We start from the raw sequence: 23,761 nt of genomic DNA, 5'->3' as shown, positions 1-23,761 counted from the left end.
GCCGCAACGGCGGTCCACGGCCGGTTCGTTCGGCCCGCTCGGGTCGACTACCGACGAGGTCGATGACAGCCCAGTCGTAGAAGCGGTGACCCTTCGCTCCGGTCCCGGCGGACAACTTCTGCCAGGCCCGCTCGGGTACCTTCTTGGCCAGGATGTCCGCGCGGAACTTCCCGGCCCCGGTGGCGGCTTCGTGCGAACAGGCCACCGCGAGAACGTAGCCGGTGCCACGTTCCTCCAGCGCAGTACGTAGTTTCGGGTACACCGTAGACCTCGTCCCCCGCGACCCATGCGGCCCGGTGACCGGCGTCCAGGAACCGGGCGACCATGCGGGCGGCCAGTTCCGGCTTGGTCGCGAACGCGGTGTCCTGGTCGAGTCCGGCGTCCCGGCAGCGGTCGGGGTCGGAGGTCCAGGAGCGCGGGACGTACAGTTCTCGGTCCACTGCGGCGTGCCCGCGCCGGCCGGCGTAGACCAAGTAGACGGCGACCTGGGCATTCTCGATCCTGCCCGCGGTGCCGGTGTACTGGCGCTGGACACCGACCGTGCCGGTGCCCTTCTTCGGGTCCCCGGTCTCGTCGACCACCAGCACCGCCTGCTCGTCGTGCAGGTACTCCACCACGTACTCGCGCAGGTCGTCGCGTGCCTGGTCGGCGTCCCACTTGGCCCGCCCAGCAGGTGCTGCATGCCGTCCGGTGTGGCCTCCCCGGCCCATTCGGCGATGGTCCAGCAGTTCTTGCGCGGCAGGTCCGACATAAGCCCGAGCGTCAACTGGCTTGCGCGGCGCCGGGGTTCGACCCGCTTGAACCGTCCCGCTATCCCGGCTCATCAGGCCCTCGAACGCCTCCTGCCAACGGGCAGGGTCTACGCTGTGACCTGCGGCCACTGCGTGATCTTCAGTCTTCACACACCGATGATCAACGGTGACCGCACCCGTCTCCACAGCGCGTCAGGGTCGTGCAGCGTCCGCCTGCCGTCCTGTATCAGGAGGACATGTGCAACGTGGCGAAGTCTGGTGGGTCGAGTTCGACGAGCGGCGGCTGGTCGTACTGCTCTCAGGAGACGACGCCTCCGGGTTCCGGGGGATGCAGGTCGTCGCTCCGGCGGGCTTCGACATCAGCGGCCTGGGCGTCGAAGTGGAAGTGGGCGCCGTGGAAGGGCTGCCCTTTGAAGGCGTGCTGCGGTTCGCGTTCCCGCGTCCGGGTTTTACCCCGTGTACGTGGCTGACCACCGTGTCCGGGGACGACCTGATCGAGCGGGCAGGGGCCGTGTCCTCCGCGAAGCTCAGCGAGATTGAGGATGCCCTCCGTCTCGNCCTCCGGGTTCCGGGGGATGCAGGTCGTCGCTCCGGCGGGCTTCGACATCAGCGGCCTGGGCGTCGAAGTGGAAGTGGGCGCCGCGGAAGGGCTGCCCTTTGAAGGCGTGCTGCGGTTCGCGTTCCCGCGTCCGGGTTTTACCCCGTGTACGTGGCTGACCACCGTGTCCGGGGACGACCTGATCGAGCGGGCAGGGGCCGTGTCCTCCGCGAAGCTCAGCGAGATTGAGGATGCCCTCCGTCTCGGTGAACTCGGGTAGACGGAGAAGAAACGGACGCCCCCGATGGCGTGGTCGGTCTCGCCCAGATGATCGACGCTGGCCACTTGTGTCCCCTGCCCCTCACCATCGAGATCACGAACTGCGGCTGGAGTATCAGGGCCTGTCCGGCCCAGGGCCGGGAACGCCGACGGGGCGGCGTGTGCCGACGTGGTGTCGGCGTACGCCGCCCTGGGGCGGGGCGAGTTGGGGGGAGGCCCGGTCACTTCGGGTCGCGGTTGAACACCGCCTTCGACCAGCGGTAGCCGAGTGCTGCCAGGCCCAGGCACCAGACGATGGTGATCCACCAGTTGTTGCCGATCTCGGTGCCGAGCAGCAGCCCGCGCAGGGTCTCGATGGCGGGGGTGAACGGCTGGTACTGGGCGATCGGCTGGAACCAGCCGGGCATCGCGTCGACCGGGACGAAGGTGCTGGAGATGAGCGGCAGGAAGATCAGCGGCAGCGCGTTGTTGCTGGCCGCCTCGGCGCTCGGGCTGACCATGCCCATCCCGACCGCGATCCAGGTGAAGGCCAGGGCGAACAGCGCGAGCAGCCCGAACGCCSCCAGCCACTCCAGGGCGGTGGCATCCGTGGAGCGGAAGCCGATCGCCACGCCGACGGCCCCGACCAGGACCACGCTGATGAGTGCCTGCAGCACGCTGCCGACGACGTGTCCGATGAGCACGGACCCGCGGTGGATCGCCATCGTGCGGAACCGGGCGATGATGCCCTCGGTCATGTCGTTGGAGACCGAGACCGCGGTGCCGACCAGGGTGCCGCCGATGGTCATCAGCAGGATGCCCGGGACGAGATACGCGATGTACTCGGCGCGGTCCGCGCCGCCACCGCCGATGCCCGCGCTCATCACGTCGCCGAAGATGTAGACGAACAGCAGCAGCAGCATGATCGGGGTGAGCAGCAGGTTGAGGGTGAGGGAGGGGTAGCGGCGCGCGTGCAGCAGGTTGCGGCGCAGCATCGTGGACGAGTCGCGGACCGCGAGGGCGAGGGAGCTCATCGGACGTTCTCCTTGGGGGTCTGGTCGGTGCCGGTGAGAGCGAAGAAGACGTCGTCGAGGTCGGGGGTGTGCACGGTGAGTTCGTCGGCCTCGATGCCGGCGGAGTCGAGTTGGTCGAGGACGGTGCGGAGGGCGCGCTGGGTGCCGTCGCTCGGGATCTGCAGGGTGAGGGAGTCGTCGTCGCGGGTGACCTCGCGCAGCGCGGCGGCGGCGAGCCGGTAGGTGGCGGGGTCGGCGAAGCGGAGCCGGACGTGTCCGCCGGGGATGAGCCGCTTCAGCTCCTCGGCGCTGCCTTCGGCGGCGATCCTGCCGTCGTTCAGCACGGCGATCCGGTCGGCGAGTTCGTCGGCCTCCTCCAGGTACTGGGTGGTGAGGAAGACGGTGACGCCGTCGGAGACGAGTTCGCGGATGATCTGCCACATGTTGTGGCGGGAGCGCGGGTCGAGGCCGGTGGTGGGTTCGTCGAGGAAGATGATCCGGGGACTGCCGACCAGGGTCATGGCGATGTCCAGGCGGCGCTTCATGCCGCCGGAGTAGGTGGAGGCGGGCTTCCTGGCCGCCTCCACCAGGTCGAAGCGCGCCAGCAGTTCGGCGGCGACCCGCCGCCCCTCCCCCTTGGACAGGTGGTGCAGGTCCGCCATCAGCAGCATGTTCTCCTCACCGGTGATCAGACCATCGACGGCCGAGAACTGCCCGGTGACACCGATCGCGGCCCGCACCGCCTGCGGGTCGGCGGCCAGGTCGTGACCCGCGACCTGGGCCTGTCCGCCGTCGGCGGTGATGAGGGTGGAGAGGATCTTGACGGCGGTGGTCTTGCCGGCGCCGTTCGGCCCGAGCAGCGCGAACACGGACCCGGCCGGGATGCGCAGGTCGATGCCGTCGAGGACGACCTTGTCGCCGTACGACTTGCGCAGGCCGACGGCGGTGACGGCGGCGGGTGCCGACGGGCCGCCGCTCCGCCTGGGCGTGGGCATGACAGAAGAAGGCATGGAGTCCTCCCTTTCGGAGGCTGAAGTGACGGGGGGAGCGGGAGAGTTGGCGGAGCGGGTGGTCAGGCCCGGGCGCGGCGCACGTCGATGTTGCCGTACCGGGTGCGGGCGCGGATCTTCACGCTGTCCTCGGTCTGCTCCGGACTCTCCGACGCGGTGAGCGTGTTGCGCACCTGGCCGGCGCCCGAGTTGACGTCCAGCCAGGCGGCCGTGCCCTCGCGGATGCCGACCTCGATGGCGCCGTAGGAGGTCTCCAACTGGACGGTGCCACGGGCCACTTCACCCACCCGCAGGGTGCCGTGGGCGGTGGTGGCGGTGACCGAGCTCTCGGCCCGGGTGATGTCGATGTCGCCGTTGGCGCCGCTCACCCGCAGCTCGCCGGTCGCGGCGCCGACGGTCGTGGTGCCGTGCGAGTTCTTCAGGACGGCGGGACCGTCGACCAGGCCGACCCGGATGCTGCCGGAGCTGGTGGTGATCTCGGCCTTGCCCTCGACCCGGTCGACGGTGATCGAGCCGTGCGAGGCGGTCAGGTGCAGCGGACCGGTGGTGTCGAGGCGGGCGTCGCCGGAGGAGGTCTTCACCCGGACCTCGCCGAGCCGGCCCTCGCCCAGCACCTGGGTCCAGGCACCGGTCAGGTCGATGTGCGAGCCCGTGGGCAGTTCGACCGTCACGTCGACGGTGCCGGTGCGGCCGAGGCCGAGCAGGTTGGACTTGGGCGTCCTGACGGTCAGTACGCCGCTTGCGTACGTGACCTGGGTCTGGTCGGCCGTCCGAACGTCCCGGTCCTTCTTCGGGTCGCGGGGTCGCACCTGGACGACGGTCTCGGGGCGGTCGCCCGCGGTGAGCTGGATGGAACCGGCCTCCACGTGCGCGGTGACCGAGATCGGTTCGGGAGTGTCGAAAGAAGGCATGGCTGTCCCGTCCTCTTGGCTCTGGATGAAGTGGTGTGGGTGACGCGATGCGAGTGCAGTGGTGCGCGGGCGGAGGCGCGGTTAGCGGACCCAGCCCGTGTAGCCCTGGCCGACCGTCTGGGCCTTCTCCGGCGTACGCGGCCGGGTGCCGCCGTCGACCGCCGCCGACACCGCCCGGACCAGCCACGCGTTGACCGACAGACCCTCGCGGGCCGCCGTCTCCTCGGCGCGGGCCTTGAGATGGGCAGGCAGGCGCAGGTTGACCCGGGCGGTGCCGCCCTCGTCACCCTCGGCCGGAGCCGACAGCGGTTCGACGGGCGCGGTCGGCGCCGCAGGGGCGCTGCCCTCGGCCGGCGGCAGGGTCACCACGAAGTCGGGGTCGAGCCCGCGCAGCCGTACGTCGACCGAGCCGGGGGCGAGTTCACGGGTGATCTCGTCCATCGCCGCGGAGAGCACGTGGAGCATGGTCAGCCGGGTCGCCGACTCCAGCGGAGCGGTGAGCCGCTCGGCCAGCTCGCGGGCTTCGTCGCCGCCGGCTTCGGCAGCCACCGCGAGCTCGCGGCGGAGGGTGTCGACATACGGGGTGAGGTCCATGCCGTAATCATGGCACGGGAGTGGCGCCATGTCGAGCCAATGTGGCACCACTTGTGGCGCTACATGGTGCGGGCGGTGCGCCACGGGGGTCCGATCGAGGGCATCTGCGCAGGTGGGAGCATGTTGAGCCAGGTTGGCGCCATATCCACATCAGGGTGACACCACCGGTGGCGCCGTGGTGTTCAGGCCCCCGGCCGACGGACCGATCCGAGCAGCAGGGCCACCAGCTCGTCGACGACCTGGCCGAGGGTGGCCTCGAACTGGCCGGCCGTCCAGTCGTGCAGCAGGCCGTTGACCGCGCCGATGAACGCGGTGGCCGCGATCCGGAAGTCCCGGGGCGCGATCTCGCCCCGGCCGACGGCGGCCTCGGCCTCCGCGACGATCAGCTCCACCCAGCGCGAGCGCCGGGTCAGCCGCTGGCGCTCCAGCTCCTCGCTGACGCCGATGATCTCGACGAAGGCGATCCGCAGCCGGCGCCGGTCGTCGGTGGCGGCCGTGATGTAGGCGCGCAGCACGGCACCGATCCGCTGCTCGAAACCGAGGCCGGCGGTGTCGGTGAGGACCCGCAGGACGGCCTGCTCGGTCCGGTCGTTGACCAGCAGGTGCAGTGCCGCGAGCACCTGCTCCAGGTTGCGGAACTCCTCGTAGAACTGACGGGTCGACAGCCCGGCCGCCTCGCACACCCCCGCCACCGAGGCCGCCCGGTAGCCGGGCCGGTCGCCGAACTGCTGCAGCGCGGCGGCCAGGAAGCGCTCCCGCCGCTCGGTCCGCCGCTCCTGCGCCGACCTGCCGCCGTACGTACCCGTGGCCTGTCCCACCGCCCCGCCCCGCCTTTCGCAGCCTGGACCGATTGTCGCGTACCGGGGTCTTGCCAGGGCCGCCATGCCCTCCTTACCGTCGAGTAGCGCCAATCTGACTACCCGTCGTTTCAGACTTCCCGTGTGCACCGGCGAAGGAGCCGCGATGTCCCGCACCGAATCCAGGCGTTCCAGGAGTTCCAGTCCGCGGCACGTTCGAGCTCTCGGCGGCATCGCGGCCGCGCTCGGCCTGCTGGTCACCGGCACCGCCGCCACGGCGAACGCCGAACCGGGCGGCACCGCCCTGCGGGAGGTGATGTTCGTGGGCAACAACTGGGACGGCACCGCCGACGTGATCCGCTCCGGCGGGGACCTGGCCAGGATCGGCCGGGTGAACGTGGTGCCGGACAAGGACCAGCGGCTCACCGAGATCTACCTCAACCCGGTGAAGCTGGCCTACTTCCTCGGCATCCGGCTGGGCCCGGGCGAGGGGCACGACCAGTTCGTCGACGACATGTACTCGACGCCGGACGGCTCCTCGGTGGTGGTCTCCCGGCCGAGCTTCGCCGACGTGGTGTCCATCGACCTCGGCACCGGACGGATCAACTGGCGCTTCCCGGTGTCGGGTTACCGCTCCGACCACATGGCGGTCTCGCCGGACGGCAGCCGGGTGGCGGTCTCCGCCTCCACCTCGAACACCGTGCACGTACTGGACATCAGGACCGGCGCGCAGCTCGGCTCGTTCCGCACCGGCGACAAGCCGCACGAGAACCTGTTCGCCGACGGCGGCACCCGGATCTGGAACATGTCGATCGGCGAGGTCAACACCGCACTCGACGCGCCCTGGCTGGACTGGACGAAGGGGGACCGCAGGATCACCGTGGTCGACGCGACGACGTACGCCCCGGTCAAGGTGATCGACATGCGCGAACGGCTGGACGCGTTCGGCCGCCCCGACCTGTCCGACGCCGTCCGGCCGGCCGCCTTCGTCCCCGACGGCTCCGCGCTCTACTTCCAGGTCTCGTTCTTCAACGGCCTGGTCGAGTACGACGTCGCCGCCGACCGGGTCACCCGGGTGAAGACCCTGCCGAAGAACCCCGCGACCAGCGAGGACCGCACCAGCTGGGTGAACGACTCCCGGCACCACGGCCTCTCGGTCAGCCCGGCCGGCGACAAGCTGTGCGTGGCGGGCACCATGGACGACTACGCGACCGTGGTGGACCGGGCCACCCTGCAGGAAGGGCCGCTGGTGCCCGCCTCGAAGCCGTACTGGGCGACCGTGAGCGGCGACGGCAGGTCCTGCATCATCTCCGAGAGCGGCGCCGACCAGGTCACCGCGATCGACTTCGCGACCGGCCTGCGAACCGCCACCACGGCCGTCGGCGACCACCCGCAACGGGTCCGCCTCGGCCACGTCCCGGCCGGCTGGACCGGTCCCGTGAGCAACTGAACGCACGCCGACCGTCCCTGACGCGAGGTCAGGGGCGGTCGGCGATCGGTGGCTCTCAGGCGGGGTCGGACGGTTCGGTCGCCCGGACCCGGCGGGCGAGGTGGACCACTCCGGCCAGCGCCACGGCCGCGCCGAGCGGGGCGAGGAAGGCTCCCCCGTAGCGGAGCAGAGTGGGCATGCGTACCGCCCCGTGCAGGACGGCGGCCGCGAACGGCATCATCCAGGGCACCACTCCGAGCCCGACACCAAAGGCCAGGAGTCGATCCGGCCGACGGGCGGACAGCCGGCCCAGCAGGACCGCCGCCGTCACCACGCTCAGCCAGACCGGCAGCAGGTCGAACCGCCAGGAGAGGTCGATCCCGAACTGCCTTCCCAGGCCCAGCGGGAGCCCGATTGCGAGCGCGATTCCGGCCATTTCCCACCGGCCGCGCTGCGTGACGTCCACTAGGCCGGACGGTGCCAGGAGCACGACCGCGCCGACCGCGGCCGTAGCCGCCATCTCTCCGATCACCCACGCAAAAGCCAGGCCGTTCGTGGCGTACACAGCGAGGGTCAGCAGAGTCGCCACCACGCCTGCGATCCGGGCGGCCCGCCAGCGGCCCAGGACGGCGAACGCGAGGGCGACCGGCCACGGCGCGGTGTAGGCCAGGATGAAGACCGCACTCATCAGGGCGTTGCGCAGACCCAGGCCGCGGATCGGGTACCGGATCTCGTGGACCATCGGGCGCAGATTGGGCAGCAGGAAGGCCAGGGCACACCCGGCCGCGAGGGCGAGCGCGACCGGCGCGGCCCCGGCCAGCACCCGGCCGGCCGGATCGGTCGGGCCGATCCGCAGCCGCAGCCGCAGGGCGTGCGAGGCGAGGTCGCGCCGCTCCCGGAGCACCGCGCGCCGGGACTGCCCTTCGGTGGCATCGGCGAAGACCGCGGCGATGTCCTCGCCGTGGGCGGCCCGGTAGCGGGCGGGGTAGAGGCCGATCAGCAGACGGCCCGGCTTCGGGGCGACGTGGTCGCTCCCCCAACCATTCGTCACGGCGCTCATCCGGTCGCTCCGTTCAGGCGCAGTCGCGCAGTGGCGAGTCGGCGTTCGACCTCGGCGGCGGCCGTCCGGAGCCGGCCGACCTCCTCCGCCAACAGGTCCTGGCCCTGGTCGGTGAGGGCGAAGGTGCGGCGCATCCGTCCGCTGACCACCTGCTCGCTCTCGATCCGGACCAGACCCTGCTGGAGCAGCCGGTCGAGCGCGGTGTAGAGGGTCCCGGTGCTCAGACGGCTGCTGCCGCCCGAGATCGCCAGCACCTCCTGGATGATCGCGTACCCGTGCCGGGGGGCATCGGCCAGCGCGGTGAGCACGAGCCTGGTCGGCTCCTGGAGTTGACGTTCGGTCATGGGCCGAGCATAGAGCTGCCGTCGCTATATGTCGATGGTCGGACGATAAGGGGATCGGCGGAGCTTCATCCGGCCCCTACTCCCGGCGGCGTACGATCCCGCGTGATCCCGGCGGAGGGCGCCGGGGCGGTCCGGGAGGGAGTTGTCGCGTGCTCCGTCTGGAGACGGTGGGCAAGGTGTACCGGGGCGGGCCCCCGGTCCTGGTCGAGGCCGACCTCGAACTCCCGCCGGGCGAAGTGGTCTCGGTCGCCGGGGGCAACGGCTCCGGCAAGTCCACCCTGCTCAGGATCGTGGCCGGGCTGTCCCGGCCCAGCTCGGGCGCGGTGTCGGGGCGGCCCGAGGTGGTCGGCTGGGTGCCGGACCGCTTCCCGCCGCACGAGCGGCTCTCCGCCCTGACGTACCTTCAGCATCTGGGCCGGATCAGGGGCCTGTCCGGCCGGGCAGCCACCGTCCGAGCCGGCGAACTGCTGGAGCGGCTGGCCCTGGTGGGCGGCAGCCGTACCGCGATCCGCGAGCTCTCCAAAGGGAACGCCCAGAAGGTCGCGGTCGCCCAGGCCCTGCTGGTGCCACCGGAACTCCTGGTGCTCGACGAGCCGTGGTCCGGCCTGGACGTCGCTGCGCAGGGCACGCTGGTGACCCTGATCGGCGAGGTGGCGGCAGCCGGTGGCGCGGTGCTCTTCACCGAGCACCGGGAGGCACTGGCCCGGTCGGCCGCCTCGCGGGCGTACCGGATCGCCTCGGGGCGGGTGCTGCCGGTCGCGGCTCAAGTCCAGCTGTGTGAGGTCGAGTTGGCGGGCGGGGAGCCGGTGGACTGGCAGGCGCTGGCGGGCGTACAGGAAGTGGTCCGGCAGGACGGCAGGCTCACCCTCCTGGTGGCCGCCCCGGACTGCGACGCGCTGCTGCTGACCGCGCTGCGCAACGGCTGGACCGTGCTCGGGCTGCGACGGCTCGGCGGAGGTGGGTCGCGATGACCGCGCTCTGCCGCTACACGCTGGCCAGGCTGCTGCACTCGCAGCGGTACCTGCCGCCCGTGCTGATTTTCCTCGCCCTGGTGACGGTGCTCACCAGCAGCGATTCCGGTCCGCTGACCTCGGCTTACGGGGTCTGCGCGGGTGCGATGTTCCTGTCCGCCTGCTGGCTGACGGTCAGCGTGGTCAACCTCGACGAGCCCCAGGCCCGGGCGATCGCCGTGGTGAGCACCGGCCGCGCACGACGGCTGTTCGTCGCCGACGCGCTGGTGGCGCTGGGGATCTGCCTGCTGCTCACCGTGGTCGGCCTGGTCTACCCGCTTATCGTGGGGCAACACACCGTCCAGGGCATGCAGTTGCTGGTCGGGGCGGCGGCCCAGTCGGCGGCCGCGTTCACCGGCTGCGCCCTCGGCCTGGTCTGCTCCCGCCCGGTGGTCGGCCGCCCCGGGTACTCCCTGCTGGCTGCTCTCGGCTCGGCCCTGGTGCTGCCGCTGGTGCCAGGACTGCCGCCGCTCAACCCGCTGTTGACCCTGCTGGCCGGACGGCACCCGGCGGCGGAGCTGGTCTGGCCGGTCGGCGGGCTGGCCGTGCTCGGGGCCGTGTTGACCGTCGTCGCCGTCCTCGTCACCGACTTCGCTGCGGCGCGCCGGGAGTAGTCCCCGGGTGCCGCGCCGCTTCGAGCGGGCAAGATCGCCCGCCACCTTGCTGACCCATATTCAGACGATCTTGGTCGCTGCTATCGTGCCTGCTGCAGTTTCGGACTAGGCATGTATGAACGGAGATTCATGCGCAAGATACAGCGGATGGCGGCCCTCGCGCTCAGTGTTCTGGGCATGGTCGCGGGAACAATGCTCGTGGCCGCTCCGGCCGAAGCGGCCACGACGCCGAGCGGGGCCTGCGGCAGCAGCTACCACCAGATCGACCACCACGCCCTCGGCTCGGTGGCCGACGTCTACCTGTTCTACAACGGCTCGACCAACTGTGCTGTCACCTGGGTGCGGAGCCCGAACGGGACCACGAGGTACGACCTGCGGGTGCAGATCGAGCGGCAGAGCGACCTCGTGATGTCCCCCGACTGGGGCTATTACTACTACTACGCCGGCCCGGTCACGCTCTATGCCCCGAACACGTGCATCTCGTGGGGCGGCTCCTTCGAGGGCATCAGCTGGATGTCCGGCTGGTCGCACTGCGGCTGATCGCTGAACCGCCCCGGAGACCCGGGGGTTCGGGACGCGCCGTCCGGAGCATCGCCCGGACGGCGCGTCACATCACCACAGGGGAAACGTCGCCGGATGCGGCATCAGCTGCACTGGCGGTACGTCGGCGGAGGTGCAGGAACAGCAGACCGGCGGTCGCGAGCGCTGGGAACAGGGTGACGCCGAGCAGCACGCCGAGCTCGGCACCGGCGGACTGGGCGGCGGCGTGGCCGGTGTCGGAGGAGACGTAGCCGAACGCCTGGAGCACCAGCCCGTAGGCGAAGGACCCGAGCGCCAGGCCGAGCACCTCGCCGGTGGCGAAGACCCCGGAGAACACCCCGGCCTGCTGGCGGCCGGTGCGGGCGGTGTCCCGGGCGATGTACTCGGGGAGCATCGCGTACGCGCAGAGCAGCGGCGTGGCCTGCCCCCGCCACTCCCCAGAGCAGCAGCGCCAGCGCGACCGGCAATGCCGGTGCGGCCAACAAGGTCAGACAGCCCGTCAGGAACAGCAGGTTGGCGATGGTGTAGCCGGCCCGGTTGCCGAGCCGGGCGGCCAGCTTGGACCAGAGCCCGACGGCCAGCAGGTTGGGGGCCACGTACGCCGCCACCGCGACACCGGTCGCGGTCGGGTCGCCGATCACGTGCCGGGCGAAGTACGGTGCGCCGGCCAGGAAGCAGCCGGTCGCCAGGGTCTGCACCACCGCGCAGGCGAACAGCACCCGGAACGGACCGTTGGCGCGGGCGACCGCGAGCTGGCGGCGCAGGCTGGGCTCGCTCGCCAGCACCTGCCGGCTCCGGGCCCCGGCCGTGCCCAGGAAGACCGCGAGAGCGCCGACCACCACCACCCCGGCCCCGAACAGGCCGGCCCAGCGGTGCCCGGCGACGCCGCCGCCCGCCGCCTCGACCACGGCCGGACCGACCGCGCCGGCCACCAGCGCGGCCAGGCCGATCACCGCGACCCGGCCGCCGACCAGCCGGATCCGGTCCTCGGTGCGGTGGGTGATGTCGGCCGGGATGGCCGCGTACGGGACCTGGAAGAAGCCGAACGCGGTGGCGGTGCACAGGAATCCGGCCGCCGTCAGCCAGACACCGGCCGAGCCCCCGGCGAACCCGGCGAAGGTGGTGGCCAGGAAGAACGCCACCGCGAGACCGCCGAACAGCACGTACGGGCGGCGGGCGCCCCAGCGGCTCGAGGTGCGGTCCGTGAGGCGTCCGGCCAGCGGGTTGAGCACCGCGCTCCAGACCTTGGGGAGCAGCACGATCAGACCGGCCAGCGCCGCGCCCACCCCGAGCGTGTCGGTCAGGTACGGCAGCAGGAGCAGGCCGGGCAGGGTGTTGAAGGTGCCGGTCACCAGGGAGCCGGCGGCGTAGCCCCACCGCACCCGGCGGGAGCGCTCAGGGGCTTCGGCGGACGGGTGGGAGGGCGCGTCGGCGGGCGCTGGGTACGGCTGCTTGGCCGTGCCCTGGACGGGAGGTGCGAGTTCCCCGGATTCGATGGCCATGACTCCCGAGGATGGCGGCCGGAAACGCCCCCGGCCAGTCGGGGTTCTCCCCCACAGAAGGTGGCCGAGCTCCCCAACAGCACTGATCGCTCGAGGGACTTGCTGCCACTCCGGTACCTGACAGCGTCGGACGCTTGGCGTGTCAGGGGCTTCCCGGACAGGCTTCCGGTCATGAGAACCGAAGCGGACCGCGACGCCCTGGTGGGGCGACGGGGGGAACTGCAGCTGCTGGAACAGGCCCTGCGCCTCACCCGCGCCACCGGGCCGGACGGCCGCGCCCGGATCGTCTCGGTCAGCGGGGAACCCTGGATCGGGAAGACCCGGCTGCTGGCCGAACTGGCCGCGCTGGCCGGGGCGGAGGGCTGGCGGGTGGCCGTCGGCCGGGCCGGGCGCAGTGGGCCTGCCACCCCGTTCGAACTGGTGGTGGACGCGCTCGACGACCAACTGGCGGACTCCGGTGTGGAGTTGCCGAGTACGCTGGCGGTCCGGCTGAGCCGGGTGTTCCCCGCCCTGGGCGGTGGCGGCACCGAGGTCGGGGCACCGGACGAGTACTGGCTGATCCGGGCGGTCCGCAGCGTCCTGGAACTGCTGGCGGACGGGCCGGGACTGCTGCTGGTCCTGGACGACGCCCATCGGGCCGACCCGCTGACGCTGGATCTGCTCGACCACCTGGTGCGGCACCCGCCGAGAGGCCGACTGCTGACCGTGCTGGCGCACCGGGACTCCCCCGCCGCGAACCGGCTCGCCGCGCTGCGCAGCACCGGCGGCGGACAGCCTTGGCAGCACCTGGAGTTGGGGCCGCTGGCGGCACACGAGGCGGCCGCACTGCTCGGGCCCGGGCTGGATCCGGTGGACCGTCAGGTGCTGCTGCGGGACGCGGCCGGGGTGCCCGGGCTGCTCCGGGCCTGCGCCGGGTCCGCCCCCGAGCTGGTCGGCGCGCTTGAACTGGCGACCGCGCAGCCGACGCCGGGCGGCGGCCCGGTCGCACTCGACTTCGGCCCGCTCTCCGGTACCGCTTGGCGCACCGCGTGGGCGGCGGCCACCCTCGGGGGCACGGTCGCGCCACAGCCGGTGGCCGAGGTGGCCGGGCTGCCGCTGGCCCAAGTACTGCTCGCGATAGACGAGTTGCAGGCCGAGGCACTGCTCCGGCCGGCGCCCGAGGGCTCCGGTTTCCGATTCCGGCACCCGGTGGTGCGGACGCTGCTGCTGCGCGGCGGCCGGGCCGGCTGGCAGTACGGGGCGGCCGGGCGGGCACTCTCGGCGCTGCGCCGGACCGGCGCTCCGGCCGAGCTGCTGGCGGCCCACCTGGAGCGGGCCTCCTCACTCGGACCGACGGACCGTCAGCTGCTGCTGGCCGGGGCGACCGCCGACCTGTACCGCGCCCCGGCGGCGGCGGCCCGGCGGCTGCGTCGCTGGGCCGACGAACCAGCCGACTGGGCAGGCCGGTTGGGCCAGGCGCTCACGCTGACCGGGCGGGCCGAGGAGGCGCTGGCGGCGTACGCCCTGGCCAGGGTGGGCAACGGCGCCGGAGGCCGGCAGGCGGTGGCCGAGGCGGAGTCGTCGGCGCTGCGCGGACTGGGGCGCTGGGCGGCGGCGCGGGAGCTGCTGGCGACTGCCAAGGACGTCGAGCTCGCCTGGGCCGCCCTCGCATTGGAGGTCGGTGACCCGGTCGGTGGGCGGACCGCCGTGCAGTGGGCCGAGCACGGGTACGTACGGGCCGTCCGGCTGGGCGACACCGCTGCACAGGCCCACGCACTGGCGCTGCTGGCCGCCGCGCACGCCGCCGAGGAGCGGTTCGCCGAGGCGGCGGAGGTGGCGGGGGCGGCGGCCGAACGGCTGGCGGGGCAGGAACTCCCGTTGCACCGGCTGGAGTCGGTGCGCTGGCTGACCGACGCCGAGCTCTATCTCGGGCGGCGGCACCGGGCCGAGGCCCTGCTCGGCCGGGCCTTCGAGGCCGTACTCGACTCCGGGCAGTGGCAGCTGCTCGGCCGCACGGCGCTCGGGCTGTCCCGGGCCAGGTGGGACGCCGGGGACCTGGCGGGGGCGGCCGACCGGGCGGTGCTGGCGGTGGCGGCCGGGCGACGGTTCAACAGCCCGCCGCTGGCGGTGGACGCCCTGCTCTGGCACAGCCGGATCAGGCTCGCCGGGCGGGACGTCCCCGGCGCCCACCGGGCGGCGGCCGCGGCCGGGCGGGAGGCGGCGGGCCTGGGTCGGCTGTGGCAGCGCCGGGTCGAGGAGACGCTGCGCGTCCTGGGCGCCGTACCGGCCCCGGCCGAGGCCTTCCCGGGGCCCGAGCTCGTAGCACTACGTGCGGACGCCGGGCCCGTAAAGCCGGGGCCCGACCCGACGGAGCAGCCGGGACTGGCCGGGCTCAGCCGACGGGAGGCGCAGGTGGCGCTGCTGGTGAGCGAGGGGTGCACCAACCAGCAGATAGCCGGCCGGATGGGCGTCAGCGCGAAGACCGTGGAGACCTACCTGAGCCGGATCTTCCGCAAGCTCGGCATCGTCTCCCGGGCGCAGGTCGCCCACCTGGTCGGACTGGACGACCGGCAGCGCCGGCCGTCAGGACCGGGCGGCCCTGCTCCACGGATCGGGGGCAACCCGTGGAGCGGGCCGTAGGACGGGAGCGCCCCGGAGGGGGGAACACCTGGCGCTGCCGACGTACTCCACTGTCCGGCCCGCCCCATGAGCGCGACTAAAGCGCTGCTGAGGCGCTGACCGGCAGTTCTGGCCAGTCAACTTGCTGCCACCGTGCCGTGCTGGCCCCGGCCCGGCCGGTGCGGCGACGCTGGCGGACGGGCGGTCGGCAACCGGCCCGGTCGATGCACGGCGCCGGAGCAGAGGGAGGACCATGAGAGGCGAGAGTGCCGCCACCGCGGAGCTGGGCACGGGCCACGACATCCGGCACCTGATCCACTGCCCGCCGTCCTGGGACCACTACCTGCTCGACGCGCCGAGCAACGGCGAGGAACGCTTCGTGCTGGCCGGTGAGATCCCGCTCCGGCACCCGCTGTTCAACGACGGGTCAGGCCACTTCCACGACCACCAGCTGACCACCGAGGCGATCCGGGAGATCGGCGAGTTCGTCGGCCACCAGTACTTCGGGGTGCCCGCGCAACGCCGGGGCCTGTTCTACCGGTTCAGCCTGGAGCTGACCGATCTGACGGCCTGGCGGGTGGAGTCCCGGCCGGCCCGGATGACCACCGACATCCGGGCCACTCCGGCCAACTCGGTGCACGGTGTGCCACGTGGCCTGGACTTCCACCTGTCCGTCCAGATCGACGACGTGCCCTGCGCGACGGGCAGCGCGGGCCTGGTGTTCGTCCCGCCGGTGCTGCACCGCACCCACCAGGAGCACAGCAGTTGGGCGGTCCGCGCCGCGCCCGAACTGGCGGACGAGCCGGACGGCCCGGCCTGGCCGGTGCCGCCTGCCTCGGTCGGCCGGGCGGCGCCGCAGAACGTGGTGGTCAGCGAGCCCACCGAGAGCTCCCGGGGCCAGCTCAGCACCTGGGTGCTGAGCCGCGCCGACCACCCGGTGCTGGGCGGCGGCGGACCGCACGTCTCCGGCACACTGCTGCTCGAATCGCTGCGCCAGGCCTCGCTGTTGGCGGCGTCCCGGGCCTTCGGCCTGGCGCCCGGACGGTCCACCCTGGTGGCCACCGACATCCACGTCAGCGGCTACGCCGAGACCGACCTGCCACTGCGCTGCGCGGTGGTGCCCGGACAGCTCGGCCGGGACGCGGCCGGACGGCCCGCCGTCCCGGTCACCCTGACGCTGACCCAGCACCGGCGGGCCGTGGCCGAGGCCCGCACCACCGTCGTCCAGGACTTCTGACCGACCAGTACTTCTCCGACCAACTTGGCCAGGCCGTCGGAGAGTCCACCGACACCAGGACCGGCCACGGGGGCGGAAGTGAGCGAGCGCAACGAGCGGACCAACGGGAGAGCTGCGTCGTGCCGGGCACGCGCCGGGCGAATCGAGGCGTGGGCATGAGCGGACTGAGGTTCAGGATCCTGGGACCCTTGGAGATCGAGGGGACGGCCGGGCCCGGTGTCTCGTACACCCCCGGCGCGGCCAAGGTCCGGGGCGTGCTCGGCGCCCTGCTGGTCAACGCGAACGGGACGGTCTCGGTCGACAGCCTGATCGACGAGCTCTGGCAGGACGACCCGCCGCGCACCGCGACCACCACGCTCCAGGTCTACGTCTCCCAGCTGCGCAAGATCTTCCGCCGGGCTGCTCCCGAGGACGGCGCCCACGTCCTGCTCACCCAGCCTCGGGGCTACCGGATCCGGATCGACGCCGACCAGCTCGACCTGACCACCTTCGAGGGCCTCTACCAGCGCGGCCGGGAGGCGCTGGAGGCGGGCGACCACGCCGCCGCCGCCGAGTTGCAGGGCCGGGCGCTCGCGCTCTGGCGCGGGCCGCTGCTCGGTGACACTCCGCACGGGCCGATGCTGGACGCGGCGTCGGTCCGGCTGCTGGAGGCCAGGAATGCTGCGCTGGAGCAGCGCATCCTGGCCGACCTCCAGCTCGGCCGGCACCGCGACCTGATCCCCGAACTCCGTGCCCTGGTCGAGGAGTTCCCGCTCCGCGAGGAGCTACACGGCCAGCTGATGCTGGCGCTCTACCGGGCCGGCCGGCAGGCCGAGGCGCTCCGGGCGTACGGTGCACTGCGGCGCACCCTGGTGAACGAGCTGGCGATCGAACCGGGCGCACCGGTGCAGCAACTGCACCAGCGCATCCTGGCCGGCGACCGACGGCTGGCCGCCCCCGAACCCGCCGGTGAGCGCCGGGCGCTCGGGTCGCTCGGGGCGCTCGGGTCGCTCGCCGAGCTGCCGGTGGTGCACGGACTCCCGCCCGCCGACCCGGCGTTCACCGGCCGGGAGGACGAACTGGCCGAGATCGACCGGCTGTTGCGGGCGGCCCCGCCCGGGGCCTTCGTGGCGCTCGCCGGTCAGCCCGGGGTGGGCAAGACGGCGCTCGCGGTGGCCGCCGCCCACCACAGCGCCGACGCGTTCCCGCACGGTCAGCTCTTCCTCGACCTCCGGCCCGAGCCGGGCCGACGGCTCGAACCGGCGGCGGCCATCTCGGCGTTGCTGCGCCGTGCGGGCGCACCGGTGCCGGTCGGCAGCGACCCGGCCGACCTCCAGGAGGCCCTGCAGCAACTGCTGGCCGGGCGGCGGCTGTTGCTCGTGCTGGACAACGTCAGTTCGGAGGCCCAGCTGCGCCAGCTGCTTCCCACCTCGGCGGGCAGCAGCGCGATCGTCACCGGCCGTCGGCTGCCCGCCGGGCTGGACGGGGTGCACCCGCTGGTCCTGGACGTGCTCGACCCGCGCGCGGCCCTGGCCGTGTTCGAGGCGGCCGCCGGACCGGCCAGGGCCGCCGAGAACCCGGCCGCGGTGGCCGAACTGCTCGAGCTCTGCGGCGGGTTGCCGCTCGCCATCCGGGTCGGCACCGCGCAGTTGAACGCACGGCCGCACTGGTCCGCCGAGTCGCTGGCCACCCGGCTGCGCGACCGGCGCTCGCGGCTGTCCGAGCTCCGGATCGGCGGACTCGACGTCCGGGAGCGGCTGCTGTCCGCCTACCAGGACGCCGACCGGACCGAACGCCGGACCTTCCGGCTGCTCGCCCTGCTGCCCGACCACTTCGAGCCGTGGGCGGTGAGCGCGGTGCTCGGCCTCGACCCGCACGACCGGCGCACCCCGGTCGGCACCGCCCGGCTGCTGGACGCCCTGGTCGACGACCACCTGCTGGCCGCCGACCACGACGGTCCGCAGCCCGGCCGGTACCGCCTGCCCGAGCTGCTCCGGCTGCTGGCCGCCGAGCGGCTCGCCGAGGAGGAGGGCGAGGACACCGTACGGGCGGCGACCAGGAGACTGTGCGACGCCTACGTCCGGGCCGCCGAGGAGGTGGACGCCGTGCTGAATCCGCGTCAGGCGGGCGTCCGGATGGTCCGGGCCACCGGCGGTGACGCACCGTCCGACTGGTTCGCCCGGGAGCTCGGCCCGCTCACCCAGGTGGTCCGGCAGGCCTACCTGGCCGGGCTCTGGGAGCAGACCGTACGGCTGACGACCGCGCTGACCGGCCATCTGGAGTCGCACGCGCGGTGGCGGGCCTGGGAACAGACCCACACCCTCGCCCTGGACGCCGCCCGGCAGCTCGGCGACCGCTCGGGCGAGGCGCGGCTGCTCGGCTCGCTGGGCGATCTGGCCTGGCAGCACCGGCGGACGGCGGAGGCCAGGGACCACTACGAGGCGGCCCGGCGGGTGGCGGAGGACTGCGCCGACCAGGTCGCCAGGAGCCGGGCCCTGGTCGGGCTGGCCGACCTCTGGCTGGACGGCGGCGAGGTCGCCGAGGCCACCGCGCTGCTCACCTCCGCACTCGCCGCGCTGCCGCCCGGCCTGCCCCGGGAGCGCTACCACGTGCTCCGGGCCCTGGCACTGGCCGCGCTGCTGGCGGACGGCCCGACCGCGGCGCGTTCCCGGTTCACCGAGTGCCTGGAGATCGCCCAGATCCTGCGCGACCGCCGCCTGGAGGCCCATGCCAGGCGCGCCCTGCGCCGACTGCACGACCCGGACGACGACCCGGCCGGCTGCCTGGAGATCCGCCCCGGCGTCTGGCGCCTGCGCAGCCCGGCACCGCTCACCCCGGCGCTGGTCTGACCACCCGTCACCACGCCTCAGGCTTGGGCGTACTGCCAGTCGGAGGGGGCGAGCCGCAGTGCGGCGTCGGCGATCTGTCGGGCAGCGGCGGTGGTGAGTGCCGCGCGGCACCGGTCGATCTTGCCCTGGACCGCTGGAACGCCGCCGGCCCGGTACTCCAGGGCGCGCAACAGGCAGTCGAGTTTGTCGGCGTCCCGGGCGCAGCGTGCTTCCGGGGTTGTGCCGTCCTCGAACTCGGCGATGGCGTCGGCGAAGAGTCCCTGGACGGCCGGGTGGGCGTTCGTGGTCTGATCGGCGATCACCTTCCGGGGATCGGCGGCAGTGACGTACCGCTTGGTGAGGGGCGTGAGGTCGCCGGTGCGTGCTTCGGGGATGTCGTGGAGGGTGCAGAGCAGGGTGGTGCGAGCTGGGTCGGCACTCTCCAGGGCGGCGAGGATCGCACCGATGACGGCCGTGCGGTGGCTGTGTTCGGCAACGGTCTCGGTGGCGGACAGTGGGATTCCGTCCTGGCGCCACCCGGTGCGAGGCAGTCCGCGCAGTGAGCCGGCCTCGAACATCAGGTGGGCGATGCCTGTCGCTTCCGCATCGACGAGCTGGTGCTCCACGCGGTCCTCCTGAGTAGCCGTCAGTTGACCTTCCGACGGTAGTGCACCTCGCCGCTTCAGCCGGGCTTTAGCGGCTGCGCCCAGTCTGGAGGGTGGACTTCGGACAGGGGGCGACGATGGCGGTCTCGCAGGTGGCGGTCGGGGCGTGGCAGGCCGTCGAGCTGGTCGGGCGGGAGTGGGAGCGGCTGGCGCTGGTCGGGCGCTTGCGCGACCCGTCGGTCCGGCTGCTGACCCTCACCGGCCCGGGTGGGGTCGGCAAGAGCGGGCTGGTACGGGCCGTCCGGCCGGAGTTGGCCGAGCTGTTCGGCGAGCCGGGGTACGCGGACCTGAGTGAAGCCGGGTCGCCTGCGGACGCGGTGGCCGAGGCGGTGCGTCCCCTCAGTCGCGAGGGCGACCGGCGGCTGCTGGTGCTGGACGGCTGCGAGCACCACGGCGGGCCGCTCGGCACCGCCGTCGCCGAACTGCTCTGCCGGGACGACCGGTTGGTGGTACTGGCGACCGGTCAGCAGCCGCTCCGGGTGTACGGCGAGCGGCTCTTCCCGGTGGCGCCGCTGCCGGTGCCACCGGCGGGCGACGATCCCGAGGAACTGCGCGAGGTGGCCTCGGTCGAGCTGTTCGTCCGCCGGGCCCGGGAGGCCAACCCGGCGTTCGCCCTCACCGCCGAGAACGCCCGCGCGGTCGCCGAACTCTGCGGGCTGCTCGAAGGGCTGCCGCTCGCCCTGGAGTTGGCCGCCCGCCAGCTGCGCCTGCACACCCCGCACGACCTGCTGGACCGGCTGCGCCGCCGTGGGGTCGCCCTCGGCGGCGGTCCGTTCGACGCCCCCGAACGGCACCGCTCGCTGACCGCACTGGCCGCCTGGAGCTGCCGTGGTCTGGGCCCGGAGCCGAGCGAGCTGCTCGAACAACTCGCCTGCTTCCCCGGTGGGTTCACGGCCGCCACGGCCGAACGTCTGGGCCCGGCCGACCTGGATGTCCTGCTCGACCGCGGCCTGGTGGTCCAGCTGCCGACCCTGCCCGGGCACCCCCGGCTCACCGTGCCGGAGCCGATCCGCTCGTACGCCAGGGCCGCGCTGGCCGACGGCGGCCGGGAGCAGACCGCGCTGGACCGGCAGACGGCGGAGTGCCGACGGCTGCTGGCCGCCGCCGAACCCCGGCTGTCCGGCACCGAACAGAGCCGCTGGCTGGACGCCGTCCAGGCCGAACACGCCAACGTGCTGGCCACGTTGGACCGGCTGCGGGAGCGGGGCGAGCCCGAGGCGACCGCCGCCGTGCTGCTCGCCTGCCGGCTGCCCTGGCTGACCCGGGGTCACCTGCGCGAGGGCCTGGCCCGGGCCGACCGGGCGGCCACCGAGGCGGTCCCGGAGCCCGTCCGGGCCCGGCTGCTGGAGCTGTCCGGCGCTTTCGCGGCGGCGCTCGGCGATCCGGCCGGGGCGGCCGCCCGGCAGCGGGCGGCCTTGGCGCTGGCCCGACCGCTGGGCGATCGCAGGCTGAACGCCCTATTGGCGGCCCGGCTCGGCGGAGCGCTGCGCCGCCTGGACGACCTGGCCGGGGCCGAGTCGGCGCTCGGCCCCGCACTGGAGACGCTGGAGTCGCTCGGCGCCGCCGGGGCTGCCGTCGAGGCCGGGACCGAGCTGGCCAGGGTGCTGCTGGCCCGGGGCGAGCGGCAGCGGGCCGCCGAGACGCTCGACCGGGCGGTGGCTGCGGCCCGGCGGATCGGCGACGCCCGGGCGCTGGCCGGGGCACTGGGCATGCTGGCCCGTACGGCGGAGGAGCCGACCGCGGCCGGGCAGGCGCTCCGGGAGTGCCTGCGGCTCTACGGGACGATCGGCGAACGGACCGAACTGCCCGCCGCACTCGAGGACTTCGCACTCCATCTGCTGCGTGCAACCCCCGTCCAGCAGCCACGCGCCACCGGCCTGCTGGCCGCCGCCGAGACGCTCCGGGACGAGCTGGGCAGCGCGCTGGACGGACGGCGCCGGGCCGAGCTGGACGACGCCCTGGACGGACTGCGCGACCGGCTGCGCCCGCACGGCTTCGCGGTCGCCTGGGCGGAGGGACGGCGGCTGTCACCGGCCGCCGCCGTCGCCGAGGCGCTGGCCGCACCGGACCCGGCCCGGCGCGCCGCCGCACCGGGCCCGGCGGGCGGCCAACCGCTGACGGCCCGCCAGCTGCAGGTGGCGATGCTGGTCGCGGAGGGGCTGACCAACCGGCAGATCGCGGCCCGGCTGGCGCTCTCCGAGTGGACCGTGGTCAACCACGTCCGGCAGGTGATGCGGCGGCTCGGCTGCGCCTCCCGGGTCCAGGTCGCCTGGTCGATCGGCCGCTGGTCATGAGCCGGCTCGCCGGCCCGGCCGCGCTGTTCGCCGCCGCCCAGCCGCCGCTCGCGCAGGCGACCGCGCACCGGGCGGCCGGGTGGTGGCGCGACGAGACCTTCCTGCACGACCTGTACCGGGTGGCGGCCACCGCACCCGACCGGCCCGCGATCGTCTCGCACCGCGCACACCGTCCGTCCGGCCATCGGATCGTCACCGTCGACTACGGCCAACTGGCCTGCTACGTGGACCGGTTCGCCGGGGCGCTGCGCTCGCTCGGTCTGGGCCCGGGCGATCCGGTCGCCTTCCAGCTGCCCAGCTGGTGGGAGGCCTCCGCGCTCACCCTGGCCTGTCTGCGGATCGGCGCGGTCGCGGTGCCCGTGCTGCCCACCCTGCGGGCGCACGGCCTGGAGCGGGTGCTCGGCGATCTGCGGGCCCGGATCTGCGTGGTGCCGGACGCCTGGGAGGGCTTCGGCCATGCCGAGGCGCTGGCCGAACTGGCCCACCGGCTGCCCTGGTTGCGCCACCGGGTGGTGATCGGCGACGCCGCCGCGACCGGCGCGGTGGACTTCACCGAGTACTTCCTGCACACCCCGCACGAACAACTGCCGTCCGGCGGCAGCCCGTTCCGCACCGACCCGGACCGGACCGCGCTGGCGGTCACCGTGATGGGCCTGGGCGACAGCTACACCTCGGCCCTGCACACCCCCAACACCCTGTACGCGGGCCTGCGTTCACAGCAGCGGGCGCCCGGCCTCGGCCCGGAGCCGGGCGAGGTGGTCTACTCGGCGCTGCCGCTGACCTCGCTGGCCTCGCTGCTGTTCACCGTGTACTGGCCGCCGGCCGTCGGCGGCACCGCGGTGTTCCAGGACGTCTGGGACCCGGACAGCTGCCTCGACCTGCTGGAGCAGGCCGGGGTCACCCGGGCGTACGCGGCACCCGTCTACTGGGCCGAGCTGCTGGCCGCGCAGCGGCGCGCGCCCCGGCGGCCCGAGACCCTGCGGCTGCTGCTCTCCGGCGGGCGGACCAGGACCCCGGCCGCCCTGCTGGCCGAACTGCCCGGCGCGTTCGGCGCACCGGCGGTCGGCGTCTGGGGCTCACCCGAGGTGGGTCTCGGCACGGTGGCCCGGGGCGAGACCCCGGCCGAGCGCAGCGCCGAGAGCGACGGCCGTCCGCTACCGGGCCTGGAGCTCTCGCCGCTGTCGGAGCTGCCCCGGCCCCCGGGCGATCCCGCCGTCGAACGGCTCCGGGTGCGCGGCCCGTCGGTCAGCCTGGCCTGCTGGCCGCACGGCGCCGACGCGCTCCGGCTGCCCTGGGAGCAGGACGAAGGCTGGCTGGACACCGGGGACCTGGCCAGGGCGGACGGTCTCGGCGGTATCCAGGTGGTGCAGTGGGCCGGCCACCGGACCGGTGCGATCTTCCTCGTTCCGGTGGCCGAGCTGGAGGACGGGCTGCTGGCACACCCGGCGGTCCGGGAGGCCGCCGTGGTCGGCTACCCGGACCCCGAACACGGCGAACTGACCTGCGTAGTGGTGGTCCCGGCAGCCGGGGCCGACCCACCCGGACTGCCGGAGCTGCGCAGGCATCTGACGGCCCGTGGGCTGGCCGAGGCGTTCCTGCCCACCCGGCTGGAACTGGCGGGCTCGCTACCCCGGGACGTGCACGGCGGCCTACGGTCGGACGCCCTCCGAAGCTGGCTCGACCGGCTCCGCCCGGGAGCCCCCAGACCCCCCTCCCAGCATCTACGGTCAGGGGCTCGGGGAACTGCGACGCCAGCCTCGGAAAGGTGATCCGTCCGTAAATGGTCAG

19 protein-coding genes and 3 pseudogenes are annotated in these 23,761 nt (G+C 73.6%); 11 read left to right on the top strand and 11 right to left on the bottom strand.

Features of this window, described 5'->3' with window-relative positions; all coding sequences use genetic code 11:
• Nucleotides 1–40: 40 nt before the first annotated feature.
• A pseudogene (locus ASC99_RS09145) lies at nt 41–814 on the bottom strand (IS701 family transposase); the annotation flags it as partial.
• A 176-nt stretch (nt 815–990) separates the two neighbouring features.
• Here ASC99_RS09145 and ASC99_RS40265 point away from each other — a divergent pair.
• Nucleotides 991–1,309, top strand: a pseudogene (locus ASC99_RS40265) (type II toxin-antitoxin system PemK/MazF family toxin); the annotation flags it as partial.
• Between the two features lies 1 nt (nt 1,310).
• Nucleotides 1,311–1,570: type II toxin-antitoxin system PemK/MazF family toxin (locus ASC99_RS09135; RefSeq protein ID WP_157531447.1), on the top strand; the 260-nt coding region annotated here is incomplete at its 5' end.
• Between the two features lie 220 nt (nt 1,571–1,790).
• Here the strand turns inward: ASC99_RS09135 and ASC99_RS09130 are convergent.
• The 5 genes from ASC99_RS09130 to ASC99_RS09110 form a co-directional block, all read right to left on the bottom strand.
• Entirely contained in the window at nt 1,791–2,582 is a 792-nt protein-coding gene (locus ASC99_RS09130; RefSeq protein WP_057230161.1) for an ABC transporter permease, read from the bottom strand.
• Nucleotides 2,579–3,571, bottom strand: coding sequence for an ATP-binding cassette domain-containing protein (locus ASC99_RS09125; protein ID WP_200948298.1), 993 nt, complete (start codon nt 3,569–3,571; stop codon nt 2,579–2,581). The genes ASC99_RS09130 and ASC99_RS09125 overlap by 4 nt, the downstream gene beginning before the upstream one ends.
• 62 nt (nt 3,572–3,633) lie before the next feature.
• A complete protein-coding gene (locus ASC99_RS09120) occupies nt 3,634–4,482 on the bottom strand; it encodes a DUF4097 family beta strand repeat-containing protein (RefSeq protein ID WP_057230159.1) in 849 nt (282 codons plus the stop codon).
• 81 nt (nt 4,483–4,563) lie between these two features.
• The gene (locus tag ASC99_RS09115) at nt 4,564–5,076 is read right to left on the bottom strand and encodes a toxin-antitoxin system HicB family antitoxin (RefSeq protein ID WP_057230158.1); all 513 of its coding nucleotides are present in this window, start codon (nt 5,074–5,076) and stop codon (nt 4,564–4,566) included.
• A 182-nt stretch (nt 5,077–5,258) separates the two neighbouring features.
• Nucleotides 5,259–5,960: a TetR family transcriptional regulator gene (locus ASC99_RS09110; RefSeq protein WP_082598194.1), complete on the bottom strand. Its 702-nt coding sequence runs from the start codon at nt 5,958–5,960 to the stop codon at nt 5,259–5,261.
• Nucleotides 5,961–6,039: 79 nt separating this feature from the next.
• Here ASC99_RS09110 and ASC99_RS09105 point away from each other — a divergent pair, with 79 nt between their 5' ends.
• Entirely contained in the window at nt 6,040–7,323 is a 1,284-nt protein-coding gene (locus ASC99_RS09105; protein WP_057230156.1) for a YncE family protein, read from the top strand.
• A 55-nt stretch (nt 7,324–7,378) separates the two neighbouring features.
• Here the strand turns inward: ASC99_RS09105 and ASC99_RS09100 are convergent, their stop codons facing one another.
• Nucleotides 7,379–8,362 (bottom strand): hypothetical protein, encoded by a 984-nt coding sequence (locus ASC99_RS09100; RefSeq protein WP_057230155.1) that lies wholly within the window; start codon nt 8,360–8,362, stop codon nt 7,379–7,381.
• Nucleotides 8,359–8,706, bottom strand: a complete 348-nt coding sequence (locus ASC99_RS09095; RefSeq protein WP_057230154.1) for a PadR family transcriptional regulator — start codon at nt 8,704–8,706, stop codon at nt 8,359–8,361. Before ASC99_RS09095 ends, ASC99_RS09100 begins: the two co-directional genes overlap by 4 nt.
• A 149-nt stretch (nt 8,707–8,855) precedes the next feature.
• Between ASC99_RS09095 and ASC99_RS09090 the strand changes: the two genes are divergently transcribed.
• From ASC99_RS09090 to ASC99_RS09080, 3 genes are all read left to right on the top strand, one after another.
• On the top strand, nt 8,856–9,677 hold the full coding sequence (locus ASC99_RS09090) for an ATP-binding cassette domain-containing protein (protein ID WP_057230153.1): 822 nt from the start codon (nt 8,856–8,858) through the stop codon (nt 9,675–9,677).
• A complete protein-coding gene (locus tag ASC99_RS09085; protein WP_057230152.1) occupies nt 9,674–10,330 on the top strand; it encodes a hypothetical protein in 657 nt (218 codons plus the stop codon). The genes ASC99_RS09090 and ASC99_RS09085 overlap by 4 nt, the downstream gene beginning before the upstream one ends.
• Before the next feature lie 129 nt (nt 10,331–10,459).
• A complete protein-coding gene (locus tag ASC99_RS09080; RefSeq protein WP_057230151.1) occupies nt 10,460–10,870 on the top strand; it encodes a hypothetical protein in 411 nt (136 codons plus the stop codon).
• Nucleotides 10,871–10,937: 67 nt separating this feature from the next.
• On the opposite strand, the gene ASC99_RS41675 is transcribed toward ASC99_RS09080, so the two are convergent.
• Both ASC99_RS41675 and ASC99_RS09075 read right to left on the bottom strand, forming a co-directional pair.
• On the bottom strand, nt 10,938–11,264 hold the full coding sequence (locus tag ASC99_RS41675) for an MFS transporter (RefSeq protein ID WP_255359229.1): 327 nt from the start codon (nt 11,262–11,264) through the stop codon (nt 10,938–10,940).
• Between the two features lie 82 nt (nt 11,265–11,346).
• Nucleotides 11,347–12,372: pseudogene (locus ASC99_RS09075) on the bottom strand (MFS transporter); the annotation flags it as partial.
• A 171-nt stretch (nt 12,373–12,543) separates the two neighbouring features.
• On the opposite strand from ASC99_RS09075, the gene ASC99_RS09070 reads away from it, so the two are divergent.
• The 3 genes from ASC99_RS09070 (at nt 12,544) to ASC99_RS09060 (ending at nt 19,035) form a co-directional block, all read left to right on the top strand.
• Complete coding sequence (locus ASC99_RS09070; RefSeq protein WP_057230150.1) at nt 12,544–14,991, top strand: AAA family ATPase; 2,448 nt, start codon at nt 12,544–12,546, stop codon at nt 14,989–14,991.
• 232 nt (nt 14,992–15,223) lie between these two features.
• A complete protein-coding gene (locus ASC99_RS09065) occupies nt 15,224–16,207 on the top strand; it encodes an AfsA-related hotdog domain-containing protein (protein ID WP_057230149.1) in 984 nt (327 codons plus the stop codon).
• 188 nt (nt 16,208–16,395) lie between these two features.
• Entirely contained in the window at nt 16,396–19,035 is a 2,640-nt protein-coding gene (locus tag ASC99_RS09060) for a BTAD domain-containing putative transcriptional regulator (RefSeq protein ID WP_057230148.1), read from the top strand.
• A gap of 17 nt (nt 19,036–19,052) precedes the next feature.
• Here the strand turns inward: ASC99_RS09060 and ASC99_RS09055 are convergent, their stop codons facing one another.
• Entirely contained in the window at nt 19,053–19,640 is a 588-nt protein-coding gene (locus tag ASC99_RS09055) for an HD family hydrolase (protein WP_235502598.1), read from the bottom strand.
• Between the two features lie 1,748 nt (nt 19,641–21,388).
• Here ASC99_RS09055 and ASC99_RS42080 point away from each other — a divergent pair.
• Together ASC99_RS42080 and ASC99_RS09045 are read left to right on the top strand one after the other, a co-directional pair.
• Entirely contained in the window at nt 21,389–21,973 is a 585-nt protein-coding gene (locus ASC99_RS42080; RefSeq protein ID WP_369824222.1) for a LuxR C-terminal-related transcriptional regulator, read from the top strand.
• Nucleotides 21,970–23,742: an AMP-binding protein gene (locus tag ASC99_RS09045; protein ID WP_057230146.1), complete on the top strand. Its 1,773-nt coding sequence runs from the start codon at nt 21,970–21,972 to the stop codon at nt 23,740–23,742. Before ASC99_RS42080 ends, ASC99_RS09045 begins: the two co-directional genes overlap by 4 nt.
• Nucleotides 23,743–23,761 lie beyond the last annotated feature (19 nt).

This window comes from Kitasatospora sp. Root107, from assembly GCF_001424875.1.
In the GTDB taxonomy this organism is placed as follows: Bacteria; Actinomycetota; Actinomycetes; order Streptomycetales; family Streptomycetaceae; genus Kitasatospora.
This window is presented reverse-complemented; position numbering and strand designations above follow the sequence as displayed.